Genomic DNA, 18,856 nt, shown 5'->3' on the forward strand with positions numbered 1-18,856 from the left:
CCGCCGCGGTCGCGCGCCCTCGGCTCAGTCGTGCTTGTCGCCGCTTCCCCTCGCTCCCTCGCGCCCTCGGCTCAGCCGTGCTTGTCGCTCCAGCCGTCGCCGGGGCGGCCGAGCAGCCGCTCCAAGGGGGTGGCGGGGCGGGCCGTGGCCGCCGCGCCGGGCTCGCGGAAGATCTCGTCCCGGACGGGGCCCTCCACGACGCGCGGCTGCGGGCCACCGTACCCGGAGACGACGTGCGCGTCGTCATCCCCGGTGGCGGCGGATCCCGCGCGCACCGAGGCTTCCAGCAGTTCGGCCATCCGGTCGGCCGTGCGGTCCCAGTCGAACTCGGCCGCCCAGCGGCGGCAGGCGCCGGCCAGCGCGGCCCGGCAGCCGGGGTCGGCCAGTTCCGCCAGCGCCCGCTCGACCACCTCGGCGAGTTCGCCGCCCGCGGGCACCAGCCAGCCGGTGACCCCGTCGCGGACCGCGTCCCGCAGCCCTTCCACGTCGTAGGCGACCGACGGCACGCCGAGCGCCGCCGCCTCGGCCACCGACAGCCCCCAGCCCTCGCCGCGCGAGGTGCTCAGGTGCAGGTCGGCCCGGGCGAGCAGGGCGGTCTTCTCGTCCTCGGGGACGAACCCGTGCAGCACGACCACGTCGCCGAGGCCCCGGGCGGCGACCTCCTTGGCCAGGCGGTCGCCCTCCGGGCCGCGGCCGATCACGCGCACCCGCAGGTCCGGCCACCGGGCGCGCAGCCGGTCGGCCAGGTCCAGCAGCAGGTCCACCCGCTTGTGCGGTACCAGCCGGGTGACGCAGACCAGTTCCGGGCCGCCCTCCGGCTCGGGTACCGGCTCGGGCGCCGCGGGGACGTCCACCCCGACCGGGACGATGTAGATCGGGCCGGTCCAGCCCAGCCGTTCCCGCAGCGCCGCCCGGGTGGTCAGCGAGATCGCGGTGCAGGCGTGCCGCCGGTAGGTCCACCGCGCGACCGGGCCCTCCAGCGTCCGGCCCACCCGGGCCAGCCAGCCGGGGAAGTACAGGCCGAACTGCTCGTCGTGGACGTGGAAGACCGCGCACAGCACGGGCACCCGGCGGGGCAGCGCCCAGGGGGTGAAGAACGGGATGCCGTTCTGGCAGTCGATCACCGCGTCCACGCTCCGCCGGTGGAACAGCGTCCAGAGCAGGACCAGCGGGTAGACGGTGAACCGCCCGCCCATCCGGACGAACTCCACACCTTCCACCCGCTCCCGGCGGGCCTGGCCGGGAGCCCGGCACGTCACGTAGCGGACCCGGGCGCCGCGCCCGGCCAGCCGGCGGGCCAGTTCCCAGGCGTAGCGTTCCGCCCCGCCGGCGGCGGGGTGCCACGGGTCGCGCCAGTTGACGATCGCCAGCCGCAGGGTCATACGGGACCGGTCTGGGTCTCGGCCAGGGCGGGCGCCGCGACGGGCGCGGGTGCGGGCAGGGTGGCGGGACGCACCGGCCCGCGCCGGTGCATCATCCTGATCTCGGACAGTTCCCGCAGCACGGCCCCCGAGTGCCGGCGCAGCGAGAAGGTGGTGCCGGGCATGTCCCGCCACACCACCGGGATGGCGGTGACGTCCGCGCCCCGGCGGACGCAGTGCATCAGCAGTTCGGCGTCGAAGGCGAACCCGGCGGTCCGCAGGTCGGCGGCGGCGGCCCGGACCAGCGGCCCGAGGAAGAACTTGAAGCCGCACTGGGTGTCGGCGATCCCGCCGCCGATGTCGCGGACCGCCCGGTTGAAGGCCAGCGCCCCGACCTTGCGCAGCAGGCTGCTGTGGTCCTCGACGTCCGAGTCGGGGTGCCGGCGGGAGCCGACCACCACCGGGTGGCCGCCGGAGAGCAGGCCCAGTGCCCGGTCGAGCGCGTCGAGCCCGGTCGCCATGTCGGCGTCGCAGAACCCGACGTAGGAGGCCCGGGTGGCCAGCAGGCCGTGCCGGACCGCCGCGCCCTTGCCGCGCCGGGCGCAGTGCAGCAGGCGGACGGGGACGGGCCCGGACCAGCGGCGGACGATGTCCGCGGTCGCGTCGGTGCTGCCGTTGTCGACCACCAGCACGGTCGCCGGGAGGTCGAGCGCCAGCAGCTTGTCACAGAGCAGCGACAGCCCCGTCGGTAGCCGCCCGGCCTCGTTGTAGGCCGGGACGACCACCTCCAGCAGAGCCGCGGGACTGTCGGCCGGGTGCCCAGGGGAGGGCACTGGTCACCGGGTGCCGTAGTTGTAGAGCGGCTTGATGACCGGGTCCTCCTGGGAGGCGGCGGACAGCTGGACGACACCGACGGACAACAGGACTGCCAGCAGGATGCCGGTCAGTGCGGCGACGGCAATGCGCATGGGGGTGGGCCTTCCGCTACCGGGGGGTAAGTGTGATCAGGGTAACTATGGATCTTCGGAAAGACCAGACGATTGCGGCTATCACGGCAAACCATGTGATAACAACCAGCCACCCTGGAACACCACCCTCTTCTACCGAAAACGTTCCATTAAGCCGGTAGAGCGTGGCGGTGGGGCCGTCCACCAGCTTTTCGGCCCCGTCCAGCCGCTGCCGTAGCCGATCAAACGCTTGGTCGCGAGCGTCGATGAAAACGTAACGAACGCCCTCCCGCGCCAGCGGGACGGCGAGCGGGCCGTCCGAGCGGATCAGCGGATCGAGCCGGCGCGCCCGCGGATCCTCGGCGGGGATCACCGTGCCGCCGACCGCCACCGCATCGCTGATGACCACCCTGCGGTCGAAGTACCGGGGGGCCGCGTCCAGGCTCCGGCGCCCGCCGTTCCAGGGATAGGAGCGGTGCGTGGCCCAGGGCAGCACCAGGATGTCCCCCCGCACGGGATCGGCGGCCACCGCGGCCCGCGCCCGCACCCAGTCGCCGGGGTAGTCCACGGCGCGCAGCCGTCCCCCGGCGCCCCAGGCCAGGCCCGGCAGGAGCACCACCGGGGCGAGCACGGCGAAGATCCCCAGCGCCGCGCCCGCCGCGTCCGGCCGGGGGGCGAGCAGCCGGTCCACCGCCAGCCCCAGGCCGACGGCGACCACCACGGCGAGGGGGGCGGCGTACTGCTGCCCGTCGCGCAGCACCGCGAACCCCGGCCACAGGCCGATCGCGGCCCGCAGCGGACCCGCCGCCACCGCCCCGGCCGCCGCGCAGCCGAACCCGGCCGCCGCGGCCAGGGCCAGGCCGCCCGCCCACTCCGTCCGGCACCACCGGGTGTACGCCGCCAGCGCGCCCAGCACCACCAGCAGCCAGACCGCGGCGGTGAGCGGGGCGCCGTACCCGGCGGGGACGGTCTCCCGGTTCCACGCCCCGCCCAGCAGCAGCAGGCTGCCGAGCGCGCCGAACGGGGTGTCGGCGCGGGCCGCGAACGCCCCCACCGCCGCGGTGTCGCCGGGCATCCCGGCCGGCCGCAGCACCCCGGTCACCAGCCACGGCAGGCTCAGCACCAGCAGCGGGCCGGCGGCGCGCAGCAGCGCCCGGCCGCGCTCCGGACCGGACGCCGCCGTCACCGCCAGCACGGCCAGCGCGGAGACCGTCATCGCCGCGAAACCACCGACCGCGGCGGGCAGCAGGGCCAGGATCAGCCGCCGGGAGTCCCGCCGGGCCGCCGCCGCGACCACCCACGGCAGCGCCGCATATCCCAGCAGCAGGGCCCAGTGGCCCAGCAGCAGCCGCTCGGCGACGAACGGGTTCCACGCGTAGCAGGCCCCGGCGGCCAGCCGCGGGAGCAGCCGCCGCGACGGCACCAGGGACGCCGCCGCGGTGCACGCCAGCACGAAGATCGCCAGCAGCACGAGCTTCTGCACCAGGGCGGCCGGCAGCACCGTGGCCAGCGCGGTGACGAACGCGTCGCTCGGCACGTGCCGCGGCAGGGTGCCGGTCAGCCCGAAGGTCATCCGGGTGAACGCCGGGTCGGGCGCGAACACCATGTCGTAGCTCAGCACGAACCCCGGCGCCAGCCCCGGGCCGAGCGCCAGCAACCCCAGCAGCAGGCCGGTGGCCGCGGCCGGGGCGTGCTCCCGGGCAGGTCGTGCGCGTCCGCTCATCCGGGCTCCTCGGGCACGTGCGAAGGGGGGCACGCGCAGCACGCCATGATGCCCGAAATGTCGCTAGTCGCGCGGCAGCCCCAGGATCCGCTCACCGATCACGTTCAGGTTGACCTCGGTGGTGCCCCCGCCGATCGTCATCGCCCGGGAGGCCAGCAGGTACCTGGTCCACCTGCGGGACAGCTCCGACCGGGCGTCGCCGGTGAGGGCGCCCCGCTCGGCCAGCAGCGCGAAACCGAACTCGGTGACCTGCTGGCCGTGCTCCATCGCGACCAGCTTGCGCACGTTGGCGGTGGCGCCCGGATCGGTGCCCGACAGCTGCTTGAGGGTGGCGCGCAGGCCGAGCAGGTTGAACGTGTGCTCGTCCGCGGCCAGCCGGCCCAGCCCGTCCCGGGTGAGCGGGTCCCCGCACAGGCCCAGCCCGCGGAGCATCTCGGCCAGCCGCGGCACGTCGGCGCCGAGCTGGAACGAGCTGGTCAGCCCGACCCGCTCGTTGGCGAGGGTGTTGCGGGTCACCCGCCAGCCCGCGTTCACCGGGCCCACCACCTGGTCGTCCGGCACGAAGACGCCGTCCAGGAAGACCTCGTTGAACATCGCGTCGCCGGTCGCCTCGCGCAGCGGCCGGACGTCGATCCCCGCGGACGCCATGTCCACCAGGAAGTAGGTGATGCCGTCGTGCTTGGGCCGGTCGGGATCGGTACGGGCGATGCAGATCCCCCACTGCGCCTCGCGGGCCAGCGAGTTCCAGATCTTCTGGCCGGTGATCCGCCAGCCGCCCTCGACCTGCTCGGCCCGGGTGGACAGCGCGGCCAGGTCCGAGCCGGCACCGGGCTCGCTGAACAGCTGGCACCAGAGGATCTCGCCGCGCAGGGTCGGCGGCAGGAAGCGCTCCTGCTGTTCCGGGGAGCCGTACTGGACCAGCGACGGCACCACCCAGGCACCGATCAGCAGCGGTACCGGGTGGACCCCGGCCCGCTGCAGTTCCTGCCGGATGACGATCTGCTCGACCGGCCGGGCGTCCCTGCCCCACGGCCGCGGCAGGTGCGGGGTGACCCAGCCGCCCTCGGCCATCGCCGCGCGCTGCGCGACGCCGTCCAGCGCGGCGAGCCCGGCGACCTCGGTGCGGACGGCGGCGCGCAGTTCCGCGGCGTCCTCGCCCAGTTCGATCTCCATCGGCCGGCGCAGGCCGGCCAGCGCCAGGTCGGCCACCGGGCCGCGCAGGTCGCTCGGCGCGCCGAGCAGGGCGCGCAGGGTGAGCGCCCGGCGGTAGTACAGGTGCGCGTCGTGCTCGAAGGTGTATCCGATGCCGCCGTGCACCTGGATGTTGCCCTCGGCGCACCGGACGGCGGCGTCGGGGGCGGCGATCGCGGCCACCGCGACGGCGAAGGTGCGCTGGTCGGCGGGCTCTGCGGCGTCGATCGCGCGGGCGGCGTCCCAGACGGCGGCGCGGGCCTGCTCGACGGCGATGAGCATCCGAGCGCACCTGTGCTTGACGCCCTGGAACTGGCCGATCGGGCGGCCGAACTGCTCGCGCAGCCGGGCGTAGCCGACGGCGTCGTCCAGGGTCCGGCCGGCCACGCCGCAGGCTTCGGCGCCCAGCAGCACGGCGGCCAGGGCCCGGACGTCCCCGTCCAGCACCCGGCTCGCCGGGACCTCGGCGGCGGTGAGCGTGACGGCCGCGACGGGGCGGGTGAGGTCCAGCGCCTCCAGCGGTTCGGTCTCCGCCCGGTCCACGAGCACCCAGCACTCACCGGCGCCGGTGGTCACCGGGAGCAGCAGCAGGTCGGTGGCGCCGGCGCAGAGCACCGGCGCCACCGTACCGTCGACCACCAGGCCGCCGGTGCCGGTCTCGCGGCCGGTGAGGCCCTCGGCGTACCCCTGGGACAGGGCCGCCGCCGCGGTCAGGGAGCCGTCGGCCAGGCCGGGCAGCAGTTCGGCCCGGCCGCTCTCGTCGCCCAGCATGGCGACGGCCGCGCTCGCCAGCACCGTGGTCAGGTAGGGGCCCGGCGCCGGGAAGCGACCCAGCTGTTCCAGGGCGATCGCCTGCTCGACCAGGCCGAAGCCCTGCCCGCCGTACTTCTCGGGCAGGTGCAGCCCGAGCAACCCCTGCCCGGCCAGCGCGGACCAGTACGGCACGGCGGGCGGCGGCGCTCCCCGCTCCGCGGCCGCCACCGTCTCGCGGACGAACGCCGCCGTGACGTGCCGGTCGGCGAGCCCGCGTACGGACTCGGCCAGCGCCTCGTGCTCTTCGGTCAGTCCGATCGCCATCCTCACCCCTTCGCCAGAAGTAAGGAGTAGCTTATTAGAATCTGATTCAGTTCTCCGGCGAAGTCCGCAGTGTCCGCGGCGTCCTCAGCGCAACCCCTCCAGCAGCCGGTGGACGTCGGGCAGCACGGAGCGCTGCGGGGTCGGCACCGTCATGTAGAGGACCATCGGGCGGCGGGAACGTTCGACCACCGCGACCACGACCGTCTCGCCCCTGACCGGGCCGCTGCGCACCCGGAAGGCGCCCACCCAGCCGGTGACCGGGCCGTCCAGCCGCTCGCGGGCGAACTGCGACAGCGCCGGCCGGCCCGGGTAACGCGACCGGACCACCTGGCGGGCCAGCGCGCCCGGCGTGTCGCCGGTGACGTCGCGGCCCAGCGCGGCCGGCAGCGGCACCAGGAAGTACTCGGCCCAGCCCCGGGTCACGCTGCCCGCGCGGACCACCGTCCGGGGAACGGGCTTGAACGCCGCCGTCACCCCCCGCGGATCCGGGCCCAGCGCCCAGCGCCCGCCGAGCACCGGATACGACAGCCCACCGGTGCTCGCGCGGCTCCGCACCGGACTGGCGCGCCCGCGGAAGACCGGCAGCGGCCGCTCGTCCGGAGCCCGGGTCACCAGCGGCACCGGGGCCGGGGCGGGTTCCCGGGTCGCCGCCGCCGTCGGCGGGGGCGGCTCCGCTCCCGCGGCGTCGGGTGTGCCGCCGGCCGTGTCGCCGCGCGCGCCCACCAGCGAGACCGCGACTCCCACGAGCATCACCCCGGTGGCCACCCCCGCGGCCACCACGATGCTCCGGTCCCTGACCCAGCCGACCCGGGGCCGTCGGGCCGGCGGCGCCGGACGGCCGGTCCGGTCAGTCCGTGGCAGTGCCTGCGTGCGGTCTCCCGCCGCCTTGCCGCTCTTGCGCAGGCTCACGACCCCTTCCGGCCGGTCCTCGTCGTCGCCTCGGGCCGCCTCGCCCGTCTCGGGACCGCTCCCGTCGTCCACGCCGACGGTCTCTCCCGGGCGGTCCTCCTCGTCGTCCTCCCGAGAGGTCCCGGTTCGCGCGGCACCACCGGCGGCGATTCCGTCCTGCTCGGAGCCGTCCTCCGCCGGCCGGTCCTCGTCCTCGCCCGGAACGCTCTCGCTCGCCTCGGGGTCGCTCCCGGCGTCCTCCTGAGCAGCCTCGCCCGGCCGGCCCTCCTCGGACCCGCCGGCGATCTCGTGCTGTCCGGAGCCGCTCTCCGCCGGCCGGTCCTCGTCCTCGCCCGGAACGCTCTCGCTCGCCTCGGGGTCGCTCCCGGCGTCCTCCTGAGCGATCTCGCCCGGCCGGCCCGCGTCGCCGCTTCGAGCGCTCCCGCTCGCCTCGGGGTCACTCCCGTCGTCCTCCTGAGCGACCTCGCCCGGCCGGCCCTCCTCGGACCCGCCGGCGATCTCGCGCTGTCCGGAGCCGCTCTCCGCCGGCCGGTCCTCGTCCTCGCCCGGAGCGCTCTCGCTCGCCTCGGGCGCGCTCTCCTCGCTCTCCTGGGCGACTTCGGCCTGCTCGGGTTCGGCGCCTTCGTCCGGCTCACTTCCCGCGCGGGCCGACGTGTCCTCGGCCTCAGCCGGGTCCGGCGCGTCCTCCGCCGGGCTGGTGGCGTCCGCGGTTCCGGTGGTGGCCGCTGTTTCGGCCAGGTCCTCCGGGGCGTCCGCGAACAGTTCCTCGGCGGCTCTTTCGAAGGCGTCGGGACGTTCCGCTCCGGCGAGGTCCTCCGGATCAGGCTCGCCCCACCCGTCCTGCACGGACGGGTCGGCCAGGCCCGCGAAGGTCATCTCCTCGGTGATGACCGGGAGCGGCCCGGTGGGCACCTCGTCGGGCGGAATGTAACGCCAGTTAGTGGGTTCCTCGAACTCGGACACGACGGCAGATTATGTGAAGCACACCAATGGGACCTACAGGCCACCGATAACACAGTGGAAACAGATTGCCCACAGGCCCCATTGTCGCCGCGCACGGTCATTCCGCCCGTCCGATGGCACCGGTGGCGCAGAGGTCATCGGAGCGGGGTCAACCCGGCAATGAACTGGTTGATGTCAGGCCAAAGCCGCCGATGCGTGTTCGGGAGGGACAAGAACAGTACGGACGGGGCCGCACGCCCCGTGTCGATCACCGCCACCACCATGACCTCACCGGTGGCCCGGACCCCCGGGCGCTGGTAGTTGAGGTAGGAGGCGACCAGCCAGCCCTGCCGCCCGCCCACCGAGAGGGCCTGGGAGGCCAGCGGCCGGGTGCGGTGCGGGAAGGCGTACTCGCGGGCCTCGATGCTCCGCGCGTACAGCGCGGTGGCGGTCTGCAGGTCGTGCGGGCCCCGGTATCCGGTGCTGCTGAGTTCGGCGGGACCCATCAGCCCTGTCAGCAGCTGGCCGTACCACAGGCCGCCGCGCCGCCTCTCGGTGACGACGATCTGCTGACCGGACCAGCCGGTCTGCCCCAGCTGGTTCTGCTTGTTCGGGATCTGCCAGGGCGCCCCCAGCCGGGGGTAGGCCAGCCCCGAATGCGGGTCGGTGAGCCGGCCGAGCACCGGGCTGGGCCGTCCGGGGAAGCGCTGCAACGGCTGCTCCGGCGGCAACTGGACGGCCGGCCGGGACGGGCTCGGAACCGCCTCGGGCGTCGGGGTGACGGCGGCGGCGGAGCCGCTGCCCGGGCGGAGGAAGTAGACGGCGGCGGCGGCCAGCAGGGCGACCACGAGCAGCCCCACCCCGATGACCAGCCCGCGCCGCGAACGCTTCTCCGTGTAGGGGTCCAGGAGGTCGGCCGACTCGCCGCTCCCGCCGTCCTCGCCGTCCTTCATCCATTCGGGCATGCGCCAGTTGCCGCTGCTCGGCGTGCCCGGCTTGGGCGGCGTGCTCGGCCCGGTTCCCGACGGCGAGACCGGGGCGTAGCGCGGGTCGCCCTCCCCCTCACTATCGAAGATCGAGCGGTCGAACTCACCGCCTTCGGTGCTGCTCTCGGCCCCCTGGCCGGCGTCGTCCCGTAGCCGGGCCGAGGCGCCCGCCACGGGAACGTCCGCGGCCTCGTCGGGTTCGTACGCGATCACGGGGTCGTACTCGGCCACCGGCTCGTACTCGACCGCGGGCGAGTTCCACGCGGGCTCCGCCCCGGAGGCCGCGGGCGATTCGGGCGCCGAGAATTCAGTACGCCCCGCAGGGTTCGGTGGCTCGCTGTCGACGACCCCGGCCTCATCATCGGCGGACGCGTCATCGTCCGGCGGTTCGTAGGTGGTGACGGTACCCGGCTCGGGATCCTCCTCGGGCCCTTCGCCGACCGCGCCCACCTGCCGTATCGGCCCGGTGGCGAGGTCGCTCGACTGCTGTTCGTCGGTGTCGGCTTCCAGCGCTCTCCGGCGTGCGCTGAAGTCCCCCTGATCGGACATGCGGCACAGGCTACGCGATGATCACAGGGTGTGGACGGGCCCGTAATCACACTCAGGACACATATTCCTATCGCCTTGGCGCGCGCCGCCGGTTCACCCCTTCATCACGGTGATATGCGGCACACCCGCCAACCTTTCCCGCGCGAGCAACGTGGCACCGGCCACCGCTCCCGGCATCACCAGCACGGCCCCCAGCGGAACCAGGAACAGAACAAACGTCATCGCTCCGAACCCCACCACCAGCAACCGGTTCTGCTTCAACAGCGCGAACCGATCACGCCGCCGCAACCCACGCCGCTCCAACGCCACAGAGGTCAGCTCACCGGCCAGGAAGTACCCCGCCACGCACGCCGCGACCACCGGTACCACCGTCTGCCCGACCACCGGCACGAACCCGAACACAAAGAAAGTGACGGAAAACCCCAGGGCCACCACCCCGAGCACGACCGTGTCCTTGAGCGCCCGCCCGATCGACACCAGCAGCGGCACATCGGGCTCCGGCGGCGCCCCACCCTGCGACTCCTCCACCCGAACCGCAATGCTCTCGTAGAAAGGATCCCCGATCAGCAACGTGATGGCGGTGAAGGTCAAAACCGCCAACAGGGCCCCAGCCCCGAAGACGGCCAACGCGGTGACCACCCGAACGACCCGCCGCACCCCCTCGGCCCAGTCATCCGCGAACGGCGTCAACCACCCAGCCAAATCACCAGCATGAAACCCGAGAACCACCAGCCCCACCACGTACACCACCAACGTGATCAGCGCCGGAACCAACCCAAAGAAGTACTGCCGCGGATGCCTCCGCACCCACCCCATCCCCCGAAACAGATACCCGGCCCCAACGACCAGATCCCCCAACCCCTGCCGCCGCCCAACCACGACCCCGGCTCCACCCACCCGCACCTCATCCACGCCCAAACCCTAACCCCACCCACCCCACCCCCCACCCCCAAACACCAAGCACCCCCCGAGCCCAGCACAAACCCACAACAGCGGACCAAAACACAACACCCCCGCATCAGCAGACAAGCCCCCCAGCACCCAGCACCCAGCACCCAGCACCCAGCACAAGCGAAGAGAACCAAGCCAGAAACCACCACGCAGCAGCCACCAGGCCACCAGAACCCCAGAGCCACCCAGAAACACACGAAGGGCCAGCAGGAAACACCAAAACCACAACCCACCGACCCGAACCCAAGGCCGCAGACAGCAACCCCCACGTGACGACTGCCGGCCGCCACCCAGGAGACCCAAGGCTCCCCCGGGAAAAGGACGAAGGGCCAGCAGGAAGCGCCAACGCGCAACCACACCACCGAACCCAAGCCACAGACAGCCAACCCCCACGCAGCGGCCGCCAGACCGCCAGGCCGCCCCCCGAAGCCCCCAGAAACACACGAAGGGCCAGCGGGAAGCGACAAAACCGCAACCCACCGACCCGAAACCAAAGCCGCAGACAGCAACCCCCACGTGGCGGCCGCCAGGCCGCCACCCCGGGGGTCCGGGGGTCGCCCCCCGGGAAAAATGACGAGGGGCCAGCGGGGAAGCGGCAACGCCGCGACCACACTGACCCCAGGCCCGAGTGGAGGTGGTGGGAATCGAACCCACGTCCTCCGGTACCGATTCAGGGCTTCTCCGGGCGCAGCCTGCTAGTCGTTTTCTCGACCCCGGTGCTCATGCAGGCAAGTCACCGACGGGCCCAGTCGCTGTTAGTTTTCCCTACCGGCCCCGCGACCGGGTCGGCAGGTGGAGTCTCCTAACGATGCCAGGTCCCGGGTCGGAGACTTCCCCGGGCTGACAGAGTCGCTACTCGCCTCAGGCGGCGAGGGCGAACTCAGTGCGCTGAGAGTTGGCACTTGTTGGTTTGCAGTCGCAGGATTTACGAGGTCGCAACTGCAGCCCTCGGCCCGCTTCCCCTGGCTCGACAACCGAAGTCGAAGCCAGTCACCCCCATGTTGAGTTGTCAACGGTGTGGATACGGGCGCCGGAGCGCCCGGTACCGGAACCGTACATTCTCAACACCGGTACTGCCAACGTGATTCCCGGGGTGAGGGGGGCTTGAACGTGATGAACCCCGGTGAGGGTGAACTCGTCACCGCTCACCGGGGCTGACCGGCAGGGTCGGGCCGGTCTGACGGCGGAGCCTCCCCCGAGACGAGGCTCCGATCTCATCACGGCGACTGAGTCCGCAACCCCCCGAGCGGTGTCTCAGTCACCCGTAAAGACGAGTGGGGGCCCCTGGTGGGTTGCGTCCCGCAGGCAAAGAGATAACAAAGTGGTAACGACCCTAGCGCGGGGGCACGGGTGTCCTGGCCAGGAAGCGGTTGGCGATCACGCTGGCGTTCGACATGTTGCCCTCCACCGCGATCGCGAACGCGATGTCGTCGCGGAACCCGACGAACCACGACACCGCCCTGGGCCGGCCGCCCTCGGTGTAGCGCACCGTCGCCGCGACGCCGTGCACGGCACCGCCGCCGCCGACGTTGGCCTGGCGGGCGGCCCCTTCGTGCACCGAGCGCCGCATCAGCCCGCGCAGGTCGGTGAAGGCGGTCGTGTCCAGCGGCTGGGCCGGCAGCTTCGACTGGATCGCGGGTTCGCTGAGCAGTTGGGGTGGGCGCCAGGTGCCCGACTTGGCCGCCCCGGCGACCAGCGCCATGGCCAGCGGGCTCATCCGCACCCGGCCCTCGCCGATCATCAGGGCGGCCTTCTCGGCGTCGTTGGCGGGCGCGGGCACCGAGCCGGAGTAGGCCGGTACCGGCAGCCCCCAGCTCTGGCCGAGCCCGAACTGGCGCGCCGCGTTCAGCAGCGCCGGGCCGCTGACCTTGCTGCTCAGCGTGGCCAGCGTGGTCGTGCAGGAGTAGGCGAAGTTCTTCTGCAGGGTGTCCTTGCCCCGGGCCGGCACCGGGTTGGCGAACCGCTGGCCGCCGACCGTGGCCTCGGCCGGGCAGTCGGTGGAGCCGTTGGCCCGCTGCCCGGCGCGCAGCAGCACGTCGGCCGACACGATGCCGAACGTCATCCCCGGCGGGTACTGCCCCTCGAAGGCCAGGTTGCGGCCCTCGGTCAGGTGGTTGGCCGCGGCCAGCACCTGGCCGGTCGACGCGTGCACGGCCGTCAGCGAGGCCGGACCCCGCACCGCCGACAGCGCCCGTTCGGCCTTCCGCTGGATCGGGGTGTTGAGCGTCGTGCGCACCGGCGCGCTGGGCTGCCCCTCCCACTGGCGCAGCACCTGCGGCGGGCCACCGGCCGGGTCGATGGCCACCACCTTCGTCGCGGGCTCCCCGGCCAGCCGGCGCTGGAACAGCAGTTGGATGCCGGTCACCCCGATGGTGTCGCCCGGCTGGTACGGCGCGCCGACCTGCTGCAGCCGGTCGTCGGTGGCGGAGCCGAGCTGGCCCACCAGTTCGGCCGCGGCCAGGGGCGCGATGCGCGTCTGCACGGCACGCCCCTCCACCCCGGGGATGCGCCGCAGCCGCTCCGCGGCGATGGCCTGGTCGGGCTGCTGGAGGGTCACCAGCGGCAGGAACTCCCGGGGCGGCGCGGAGCGGACCCGGCCGAGCAGCCGTTCCTCGTCCAGTTGCAACTGCCCGGCCAGCGCCTTGATGGTCTTCTGGTCGTCGGCCAGGTTCGCCGGCGTGACCCCGAAGACGTAGGCCGGCACCGGCCGCAGCAGCGAACTGCCGGCGTAGTCCTGGACCGGAGCCCGCTCCGGCGCCTCGGTCACGATCGCCAGCCGCTGCCCGTTCTTGAGGTTCGGGTGGATGACCGAGGGGTCCCAGAGCACCTTCCAGTCGCCGCCCGTGCGGCGCAGCCGGAGCTGCCCGAAGTAGGTCCAGGGGTCGCCGTTCTCACCCAGGTCGATCTTCATCGAGAAACGGGCGGAGGCCGTGTCGCCCTGTTTCCTGATCTCGCCCATGCCGACCTTCATCGCCGCGGCGTCGAGCTGGTCGCTGATCGCGCTCAGGGTCGCGGCCACCTGCTGGGGGTCGCCCGTGGTCTTCTTGGCCGCGGCCTCGTAGTTGCGGACCTGCCAGGCCACCAGGAAGTCGCGGACTGCGGGCATCGCGGAGGGCTCGGCGAAACACGCCGTCGCGGTGGACATGAGCGCGATACCGCCGGTCGCCCCGGCGACCAGCCGGCGCAACCGCCGGGCCCGGAAAAGAGCGGACATCGGTGCCCCTCCAGCTAGCGCGACCGGTGCCGGGCGGCGCGCTGCATCTCTCGGTTCGCTTCGCGTTTCGCGATGGCCTGGCGCTTGTCGTGCGCCTTCTTGCCGCGGGCCAGCGCGATCTCGACCTTTGCCTTGCCGTCCTTGAAATACAGGGAGAGGGGAATGAGCGTCAAACCCGGTTCCTGGGTCTTCATTGCGATCCGGGTGATTTCCCGGCGGTTGAGCAGCAGCTTACGCGGGCGGCGCGGCTCGTGGTTGGTCCACGTGCCCAGCGTGTACTCGGGGATGTGCACCCCCATCAACCACATCTCGCCGTCGCGGAGTAGCGCGTACCCGTCGACCAGCGACGCCCGGCCGGCGCGCAGCGACTTGACCTCGGTCCCGGTCAGGACCAGGCCCGCCTCCCAGGTGTCGTCGATGTGGTAGTCGTACCGCGCCTTCTTGTTCTGGGCGATGAGCTTGCGTCCTTGCTCGCGTGGCACGTGATCAGCCTCGGTCCCGTCTCTTCCCGCCCCCGGTCGGGGGCGTGCCCTTCACCTGCGCGGGCAGCGCCGCGAGCAGCCCGCGCAGCACGGCCTCCCCGCGCCGCCGGGCCTCCCGGGGCGGGCGGTCGGCGGAGACCGCCACATCCGGTTCGATCCCGACCCCGTCGAGGCTGCGGCCGCTCGGCGTCCGGTAGCGACCCACCGTCAGTTCGACCGCCGAGCCGCCGGGGAGCCGGACCGGTTCCTGCACCGAGCCCTTCCCGAAGGTACGCGATCCGACGATCACTGCGCGATCCCGATCGCGCAGGCAGCCGGCCACGATCTCGGCCGCGCTGGCGGTGCCGGCGTCCACGAGCACCACCAGCGGGGTCCGCGCGTCGCCCGGGCGTGTCACGTCGTACCGGCGCGGCGGCGCGCCCTGCCGCTCGTAGGTGACGACCGGCCCCCCGGGCAGGAACGCCGACGCCACCTGCACCGCCTCCTCCAGCAGCCCGCCCGGGTTGCCCCGCAGGTCCAGCAGGATGCCGCCGCGGTGCTCGGCCGGGTCGCCGGCGACGATGTCGTGGATCCGGCCGCCCACCCCCCGGGTGAACGCGCTGATCTGGATGAGCCGCACCCCGCCGGCGATCTGCTCGACCCGCACGTCCCCCGGGTGCAACGCGGCCCGGACCAGCCGGACGGTGTGCATCGCCTCGCCCCGGCGGAGGGTGAGGTGCACGGGGGTGGCGGGACGGCCCCGCAGCGCGGCCGCCACCCGGCCGACGTCCCAGCCGCTCACCGGCCGGCCGTCGACGGCGGTGATCACGTCACCGCCGCGCACCTCGGCCCGCGCCGCGGCGGAGTCGGGCTGCACGCTGGCGACCTGCACCGCCTGGCCTGCCGTGCCCAGCCAGAGCCCCACACCGCTGTAGCGGCCGTTCAGCCGGCCCTGGGCGTCGTCGTACTCGTGCGCCGGGTAGAAGCGCGCCCAGCGGTCGCCCAGCCGGCGGAGCATCCCCTCGATGGCGGCGCGTTCGAGCTCGGCCCGGGGCACCGGCCTCGCGGCCTCCGCGGTGATGCGCTCGGCCGCCGCGTCCAGCACGCCCGGGTCACCGGTGGGCCGGGCCTCGCTGCCCCCGGACGACACCGCGCCGGCGCCGTAGGCGAGAACCACGACGCCGGCGATGGTCGTACCGCGAAGTGCGCGGCCGGTGAGCCGGAACATGCCGCTCAGTGTAATGAGGGGTAAAAGAGACGGTCGGCTAGATCCGCAGGTAGCGGCGCAGGGTCAGGAAGGACGCCACCGCGCACAGCAGCACCCCGACGCAGATCGAGAAGACGATCACTCCGAACACCGAGGTCCAGCTGAGCTGGCTGGCGAACTGGAGCGACCCCTGTAGCCGGTCGATCAGGAACACCTTGCTGCCGACCAGCAGGACCGCGGCGAACAGGCCGCCGATCATGCCCGCGATGGCCCCCTCCAGGATGAAGGGGAGCTGGATATAGGTGTTGGACGCGCCGACCAGCCGCATGATCCCGGTCTCCCGGCGGCGGTTGAACGCCGACAGCCGGACCGTGTTGCCCACCAGCATCACCGCCGCGAACACCTGGATCAGCGCGATCAGCAGCGCCGCCCACTGGAGCCCGCCGAGGATCCGGAAGAACTTCTTCAGGATCTCCTGCTCGTTGACCACCTGGTCGACCCCGGGCATGCCGTAGACCGCGTCGACGACCTCCTTGTACTCCTGCGGGTTCTTCAGCCGCACCCGGTAGGAGTCGGGGATGTCGCCCGGCCGGGCGCTCTGGGTGAAGCCCGGGGTGGAGGCGAAGCTCTCCCGGAACCGGGCGAAGGCCTGGTCCTTGCTCTCGTAGGTCACCTCGGCGACCTGCGAGAGCCCGTCCAGGGTCTGCTTGATCTGGTTCTTCTGTTCCTGGGTCGCGTCGGCCTTGCCGCACTGGGTGTTCGAGCTGACCTTGTTGCACAGGAAGATCGAGACTTCGATCTTGTCGTACCAGTAGCTCTTGGAGCTGTCGACCTGAGCCTTGATGAGCAGGCCGGTGCCGAACAACGCCATGGCGATGGCGACCGTGATGACGAGGGAGATGGTCATCGTGAGGTTCCGGCGGAGACCGATCCAGATCTCCTGGAGAACGAACTGTACCCGCATGCCTCGCTGCCTTGATCGCCGAAATTCGGACCCGGGTGGGATGAATGAAACGCCCGGGTAATGGGTGTCTAGTACGCCTGGCCGTACACGCCGCGCGACTGGTCACGGACGACTCTGCCGTCCTCCAGTTCGACGACGCGCTTACGGAAGGCGTCGACGATCGCGGCGTCATGCGTGGCCATGACGACGGTGGTGCCGGTCCGGTTGATCCGGTCGAGCACCTTCATGATGCCGATCGAGGTGGCCGGGTCGATGTTCCCGGTCGGCTCGTCGGCCAGCAAGATCATTGGACGGTTCACGAACGCCCTGGCGATGGCGACGCGCTGCTGCTCGCCGCCGGAGAGCTCGTCGGGCATCCGGTGGGCCTTGCCCTCCAGCCCGACCAGGTCGATGACCTCGGGGACGACCTTGCCGATGAACCGTCGGGGCTTTCCGATGACTTCAAGGGCGAAGGCGACGTTCTCGAAGACGTTCTTGTTCGGGAGGAGCCGGAAGTCCTGGAACACGCAGCCGATCCGGCGGCGCAGGTGCGGAACTTTCCAGTTGTTGAGCCTGCCCAGGTCTTTCCCGGCCACGTGCACGTGGCCTTGGCTGGGCCGCTCCTCCTTGAGTACGAGGCGCAGGAAGGTGGACTTACCCGAACCGGAGGGGCCCACCAGGAACACGAACTCGCCCTTTTCTACGGCGACGTTCACGTGCTGGAGGGCCGGCCTGTTCTGGTTCGGGTAGACCTTGGTGACGTTGTCGAAATGGATCACGGCTGCATCACGGCGTGCCAGTCTAGGGGCTGGGGAACGGAGCTGTCTGCTAGAGCGGGGATTCCCTACGACCGCTCCGTCAGGCTCCCCGGTTTGGCGGACCGGTTGGCCTGGAGGCAGTCTAGGGGTGACACTGGCATGGATCGTCCAACTTGTGAGTAACTGGCCCGACAATCACTATCGGGAGGCAGCATGAGCTGCGACCACCTGATCTGCGCACGCTGCTCGGGCCCGGTGATCGAAGCCCGCTGCCCGACCTGCAGAAACGCCCGCGAAGAGATGCACCGGCACGGCTCGGGGCTGTCGCCCGCGGTCGTGCTGGCCGCCCTGGTGCTGCTGTTCGCGCTGACCCTGGCCCTGGCCCTGCACCAGACCGCCTGAGCCGAGCGAGCGGAGTGGACCGCGAGGAACGAGTGGTCCGCGGAGCGAGTGAGCGAGGTGAAGGCGGAACGAGCACCGCCTGAGCCGGTCCCTGTCAGGGCGTCTGGGGTACCGCCGCGCGGACGGTGTCGCCCGCGGCGGCGATCACTTCGGCCCTGGGGCGGCTCCTGGCCTTCGGGCCCGGCTTCGCCGGGACCGCGGCAGCGAACTGCAGCATCTCGGTCACGTGCACTTCGTCGGTCAGGATGATGCTGTTGAGCAGGTGCTCCGTGCCCCGGGGGACACCCAGCCGGCCCCGTTCCTTGTTGCGGAGCAGCGTCACCGTCTCGTGGGTCATGGCGTACAGCACCAGCCCGCCGCCGCCCACCGTGCGCAGCGCGAAGATCGGCGACTGGGTCGACAGGAGCACGTCGTCGGACGCCACCCCCGCCTCCTTCTCCTTCTTCTCCGCCCGGCGCGCCCGGGTGTAGTAGCCGGTGGTGTGCGGCCCGCTCTTCATCACCCTGGCGGCCACGCTGTCGGGGCCCTCCTCGCCGAGCGTGGCCTGGATCGCCGACACCCCGTTGGGCCGCAGCACCAGGCTGTCGTCGAAGGTGGCCAGCGCCGTCGCGTACCCCTCGCCGTCCAGCACGACCTTGGGGGCCCCGGTCTTCTCGTCGGTCTTCTCGTCCGCCTTCTCTTTGGCCTTCTCGCCGGTCTTCTCGCCGAGCAACGTGGCCAGGCTGAGCCGCCAGCGCACCCCGGCGGACTTGCGGACGAACGCCAGCATCGCGGTGCGCTCGGACTTCTCCTCCCCCCGGACGGTGCGGGGGACCGACACCACGAACCACTGCGGGTAGGTGGTCAGCCTCGGCACGTACAGCGCGGGCGTCCCGTAGTCGTAGCGCGGCACCGGATCGCCGACGAAGGCGGCCTTGCGGTACTCGGCCGCGGTGAGCTGCGAGTGGCCGTCGGCCGCCCAGCTCAGCGCCAGCCGCTCGTCACCGCTGGCCCGGGCCACGTCGTCGTTGGCGATGAAGGAGCGGAACGCCTGCGCGGCGACTTCGAGGGTGAGCCGTTCCGGAGCCGGTGTGGAGGCCGCCGCGATCGGCACCGCCGCGGTCCGGTCAGGGCCGTCAGAGCAGCCGGCGACACCGGTCAGGGCCAGCGCGGCCACCATCGCCACCCCGGAAATGCGCACCGTTCGCCCCCGATTCGTCCCAGATCGTTGCCTCGTGATTGTGCCACCCACAGCG

At 72.5% G+C, this 18,856-nt stretch carries 15 protein-coding genes and 1 other RNA gene; 1 reads left to right on the forward strand and 15 read right to left on the reverse strand.

The features are described from left to right. Positions 1-71 precede the first annotated feature (71 nt). The 14 genes from DPM19_RS26120 to ftsE form a co-directional block, all read right to left on the reverse strand. Positions 72-1,382 (reverse strand): glycosyltransferase family 4 protein, encoded by a 1,311-nt coding sequence (locus DPM19_RS26120; RefSeq protein ID WP_111870691.1) that lies wholly within the window; start codon positions 1,380-1,382, stop codon positions 72-74. Further along, positions 1,379-2,194: a glycosyltransferase gene (locus tag DPM19_RS26125; RefSeq protein WP_111870692.1), complete on the reverse strand. Its 816-nt coding sequence runs from the start codon at positions 2,192-2,194 to the stop codon at positions 1,379-1,381. The genes DPM19_RS26120 and DPM19_RS26125 overlap by 4 nt, the downstream gene beginning before the upstream one ends. A 3-nt stretch (positions 2,195-2,197) precedes the next feature. After that, positions 2,198-2,329, reverse strand: coding sequence for a hypothetical protein (locus DPM19_RS36835; RefSeq protein WP_267900916.1), 132 nt, complete (start codon positions 2,327-2,329; stop codon positions 2,198-2,200). A 16-nt stretch (positions 2,330-2,345) separates the two neighbouring features. Then, complete coding sequence (locus DPM19_RS26130; RefSeq protein ID WP_111870693.1) at positions 2,346-4,031, reverse strand: hypothetical protein; 1,686 nt, start codon at positions 4,029-4,031, stop codon at positions 2,346-2,348. A 63-nt stretch (positions 4,032-4,094) separates the two neighbouring features. Further along, positions 4,095-6,299 carry an acyl-CoA dehydrogenase gene (locus tag DPM19_RS26135; protein ID WP_111870694.1) on the reverse strand — a complete coding sequence of 735 codons (2,205 nt, stop codon included), beginning with the start codon at positions 6,297-6,299 and terminating at the stop codon, positions 4,095-4,097. Between the two features lie 84 nt (positions 6,300-6,383). After that, complete coding sequence (locus DPM19_RS26140) at positions 6,384-8,171, reverse strand: putative sodium/potassium/calcium exchanger (RefSeq protein ID WP_146778993.1); 1,788 nt, start codon at positions 8,169-8,171, stop codon at positions 6,384-6,386. A gap of 134 nt (positions 8,172-8,305) precedes the next feature. Continuing rightward, complete coding sequence (locus tag DPM19_RS26145; protein WP_111870696.1) at positions 8,306-9,685, reverse strand: hypothetical protein; 1,380 nt, start codon at positions 9,683-9,685, stop codon at positions 8,306-8,308. 93 nt (positions 9,686-9,778) lie between these two features. Further along, entirely contained in the window at positions 9,779-10,597 is an 819-nt protein-coding gene (locus DPM19_RS26150) for an EI24 domain-containing protein (RefSeq protein WP_233510758.1), read from the reverse strand. A gap of 665 nt (positions 10,598-11,262) precedes the next feature. After that, positions 11,263-11,634: a transfer-messenger RNA gene (gene ssrA, locus DPM19_RS26155) on the reverse strand. 335 nt (positions 11,635-11,969) lie between these two features. Next, positions 11,970-13,850, reverse strand: a complete 1,881-nt coding sequence (locus DPM19_RS26160) for a penicillin-binding transpeptidase domain-containing protein (protein ID WP_111870697.1) — start codon at positions 13,848-13,850, stop codon at positions 11,970-11,972. A gap of 14 nt (positions 13,851-13,864) precedes the next feature. Next, complete coding sequence (smpB, locus tag DPM19_RS26165; RefSeq protein WP_111870698.1) at positions 13,865-14,332, reverse strand: SsrA-binding protein SmpB; 468 nt, start codon at positions 14,330-14,332, stop codon at positions 13,865-13,867. 4 nt (positions 14,333-14,336) lie between these two features. Next, positions 14,337-15,539: a S41 family peptidase gene (locus DPM19_RS26170; protein WP_111870699.1), complete on the reverse strand. Its 1,203-nt coding sequence runs from the start codon at positions 15,537-15,539 to the stop codon at positions 14,337-14,339. A gap of 37 nt (positions 15,540-15,576) precedes the next feature. After that, complete coding sequence (gene ftsX, locus DPM19_RS26175; RefSeq protein ID WP_111870700.1) at positions 15,577-16,482, reverse strand: permease-like cell division protein FtsX; 906 nt, start codon at positions 16,480-16,482, stop codon at positions 15,577-15,579. A 68-nt stretch (positions 16,483-16,550) separates the two neighbouring features. Next, positions 16,551-17,240, reverse strand: coding sequence for a cell division ATP-binding protein FtsE (gene ftsE, locus DPM19_RS26180; protein ID WP_111870701.1), 690 nt, complete (start codon positions 17,238-17,240; stop codon positions 16,551-16,553). A 192-nt stretch (positions 17,241-17,432) separates the two neighbouring features. Here ftsE and DPM19_RS26185 point away from each other — a divergent pair, with 192 nt between their 5' ends. Further along, positions 17,433-17,621, forward strand: coding sequence for a hypothetical protein (locus DPM19_RS26185; protein ID WP_111870702.1), 189 nt, complete (start codon positions 17,433-17,435; stop codon positions 17,619-17,621). 94 nt (positions 17,622-17,715) lie between these two features. Here the strand turns inward: DPM19_RS26185 and DPM19_RS26190 are convergent, their stop codons facing one another. Beyond that, positions 17,716-18,801 carry a hypothetical protein gene (locus DPM19_RS26190; protein ID WP_146778994.1) on the reverse strand — a complete coding sequence of 362 codons (1,086 nt, stop codon included), beginning with the start codon at positions 18,799-18,801 and terminating at the stop codon, positions 17,716-17,718. Positions 18,802-18,856 lie beyond the last annotated feature (55 nt).

The organism is Actinomadura craniellae, assembly GCF_003289645.1.
Lineage (GTDB): Bacteria > Actinomycetota > Actinomycetes > Streptosporangiales > Streptosporangiaceae > Actinomadura_D > Actinomadura_D craniellae.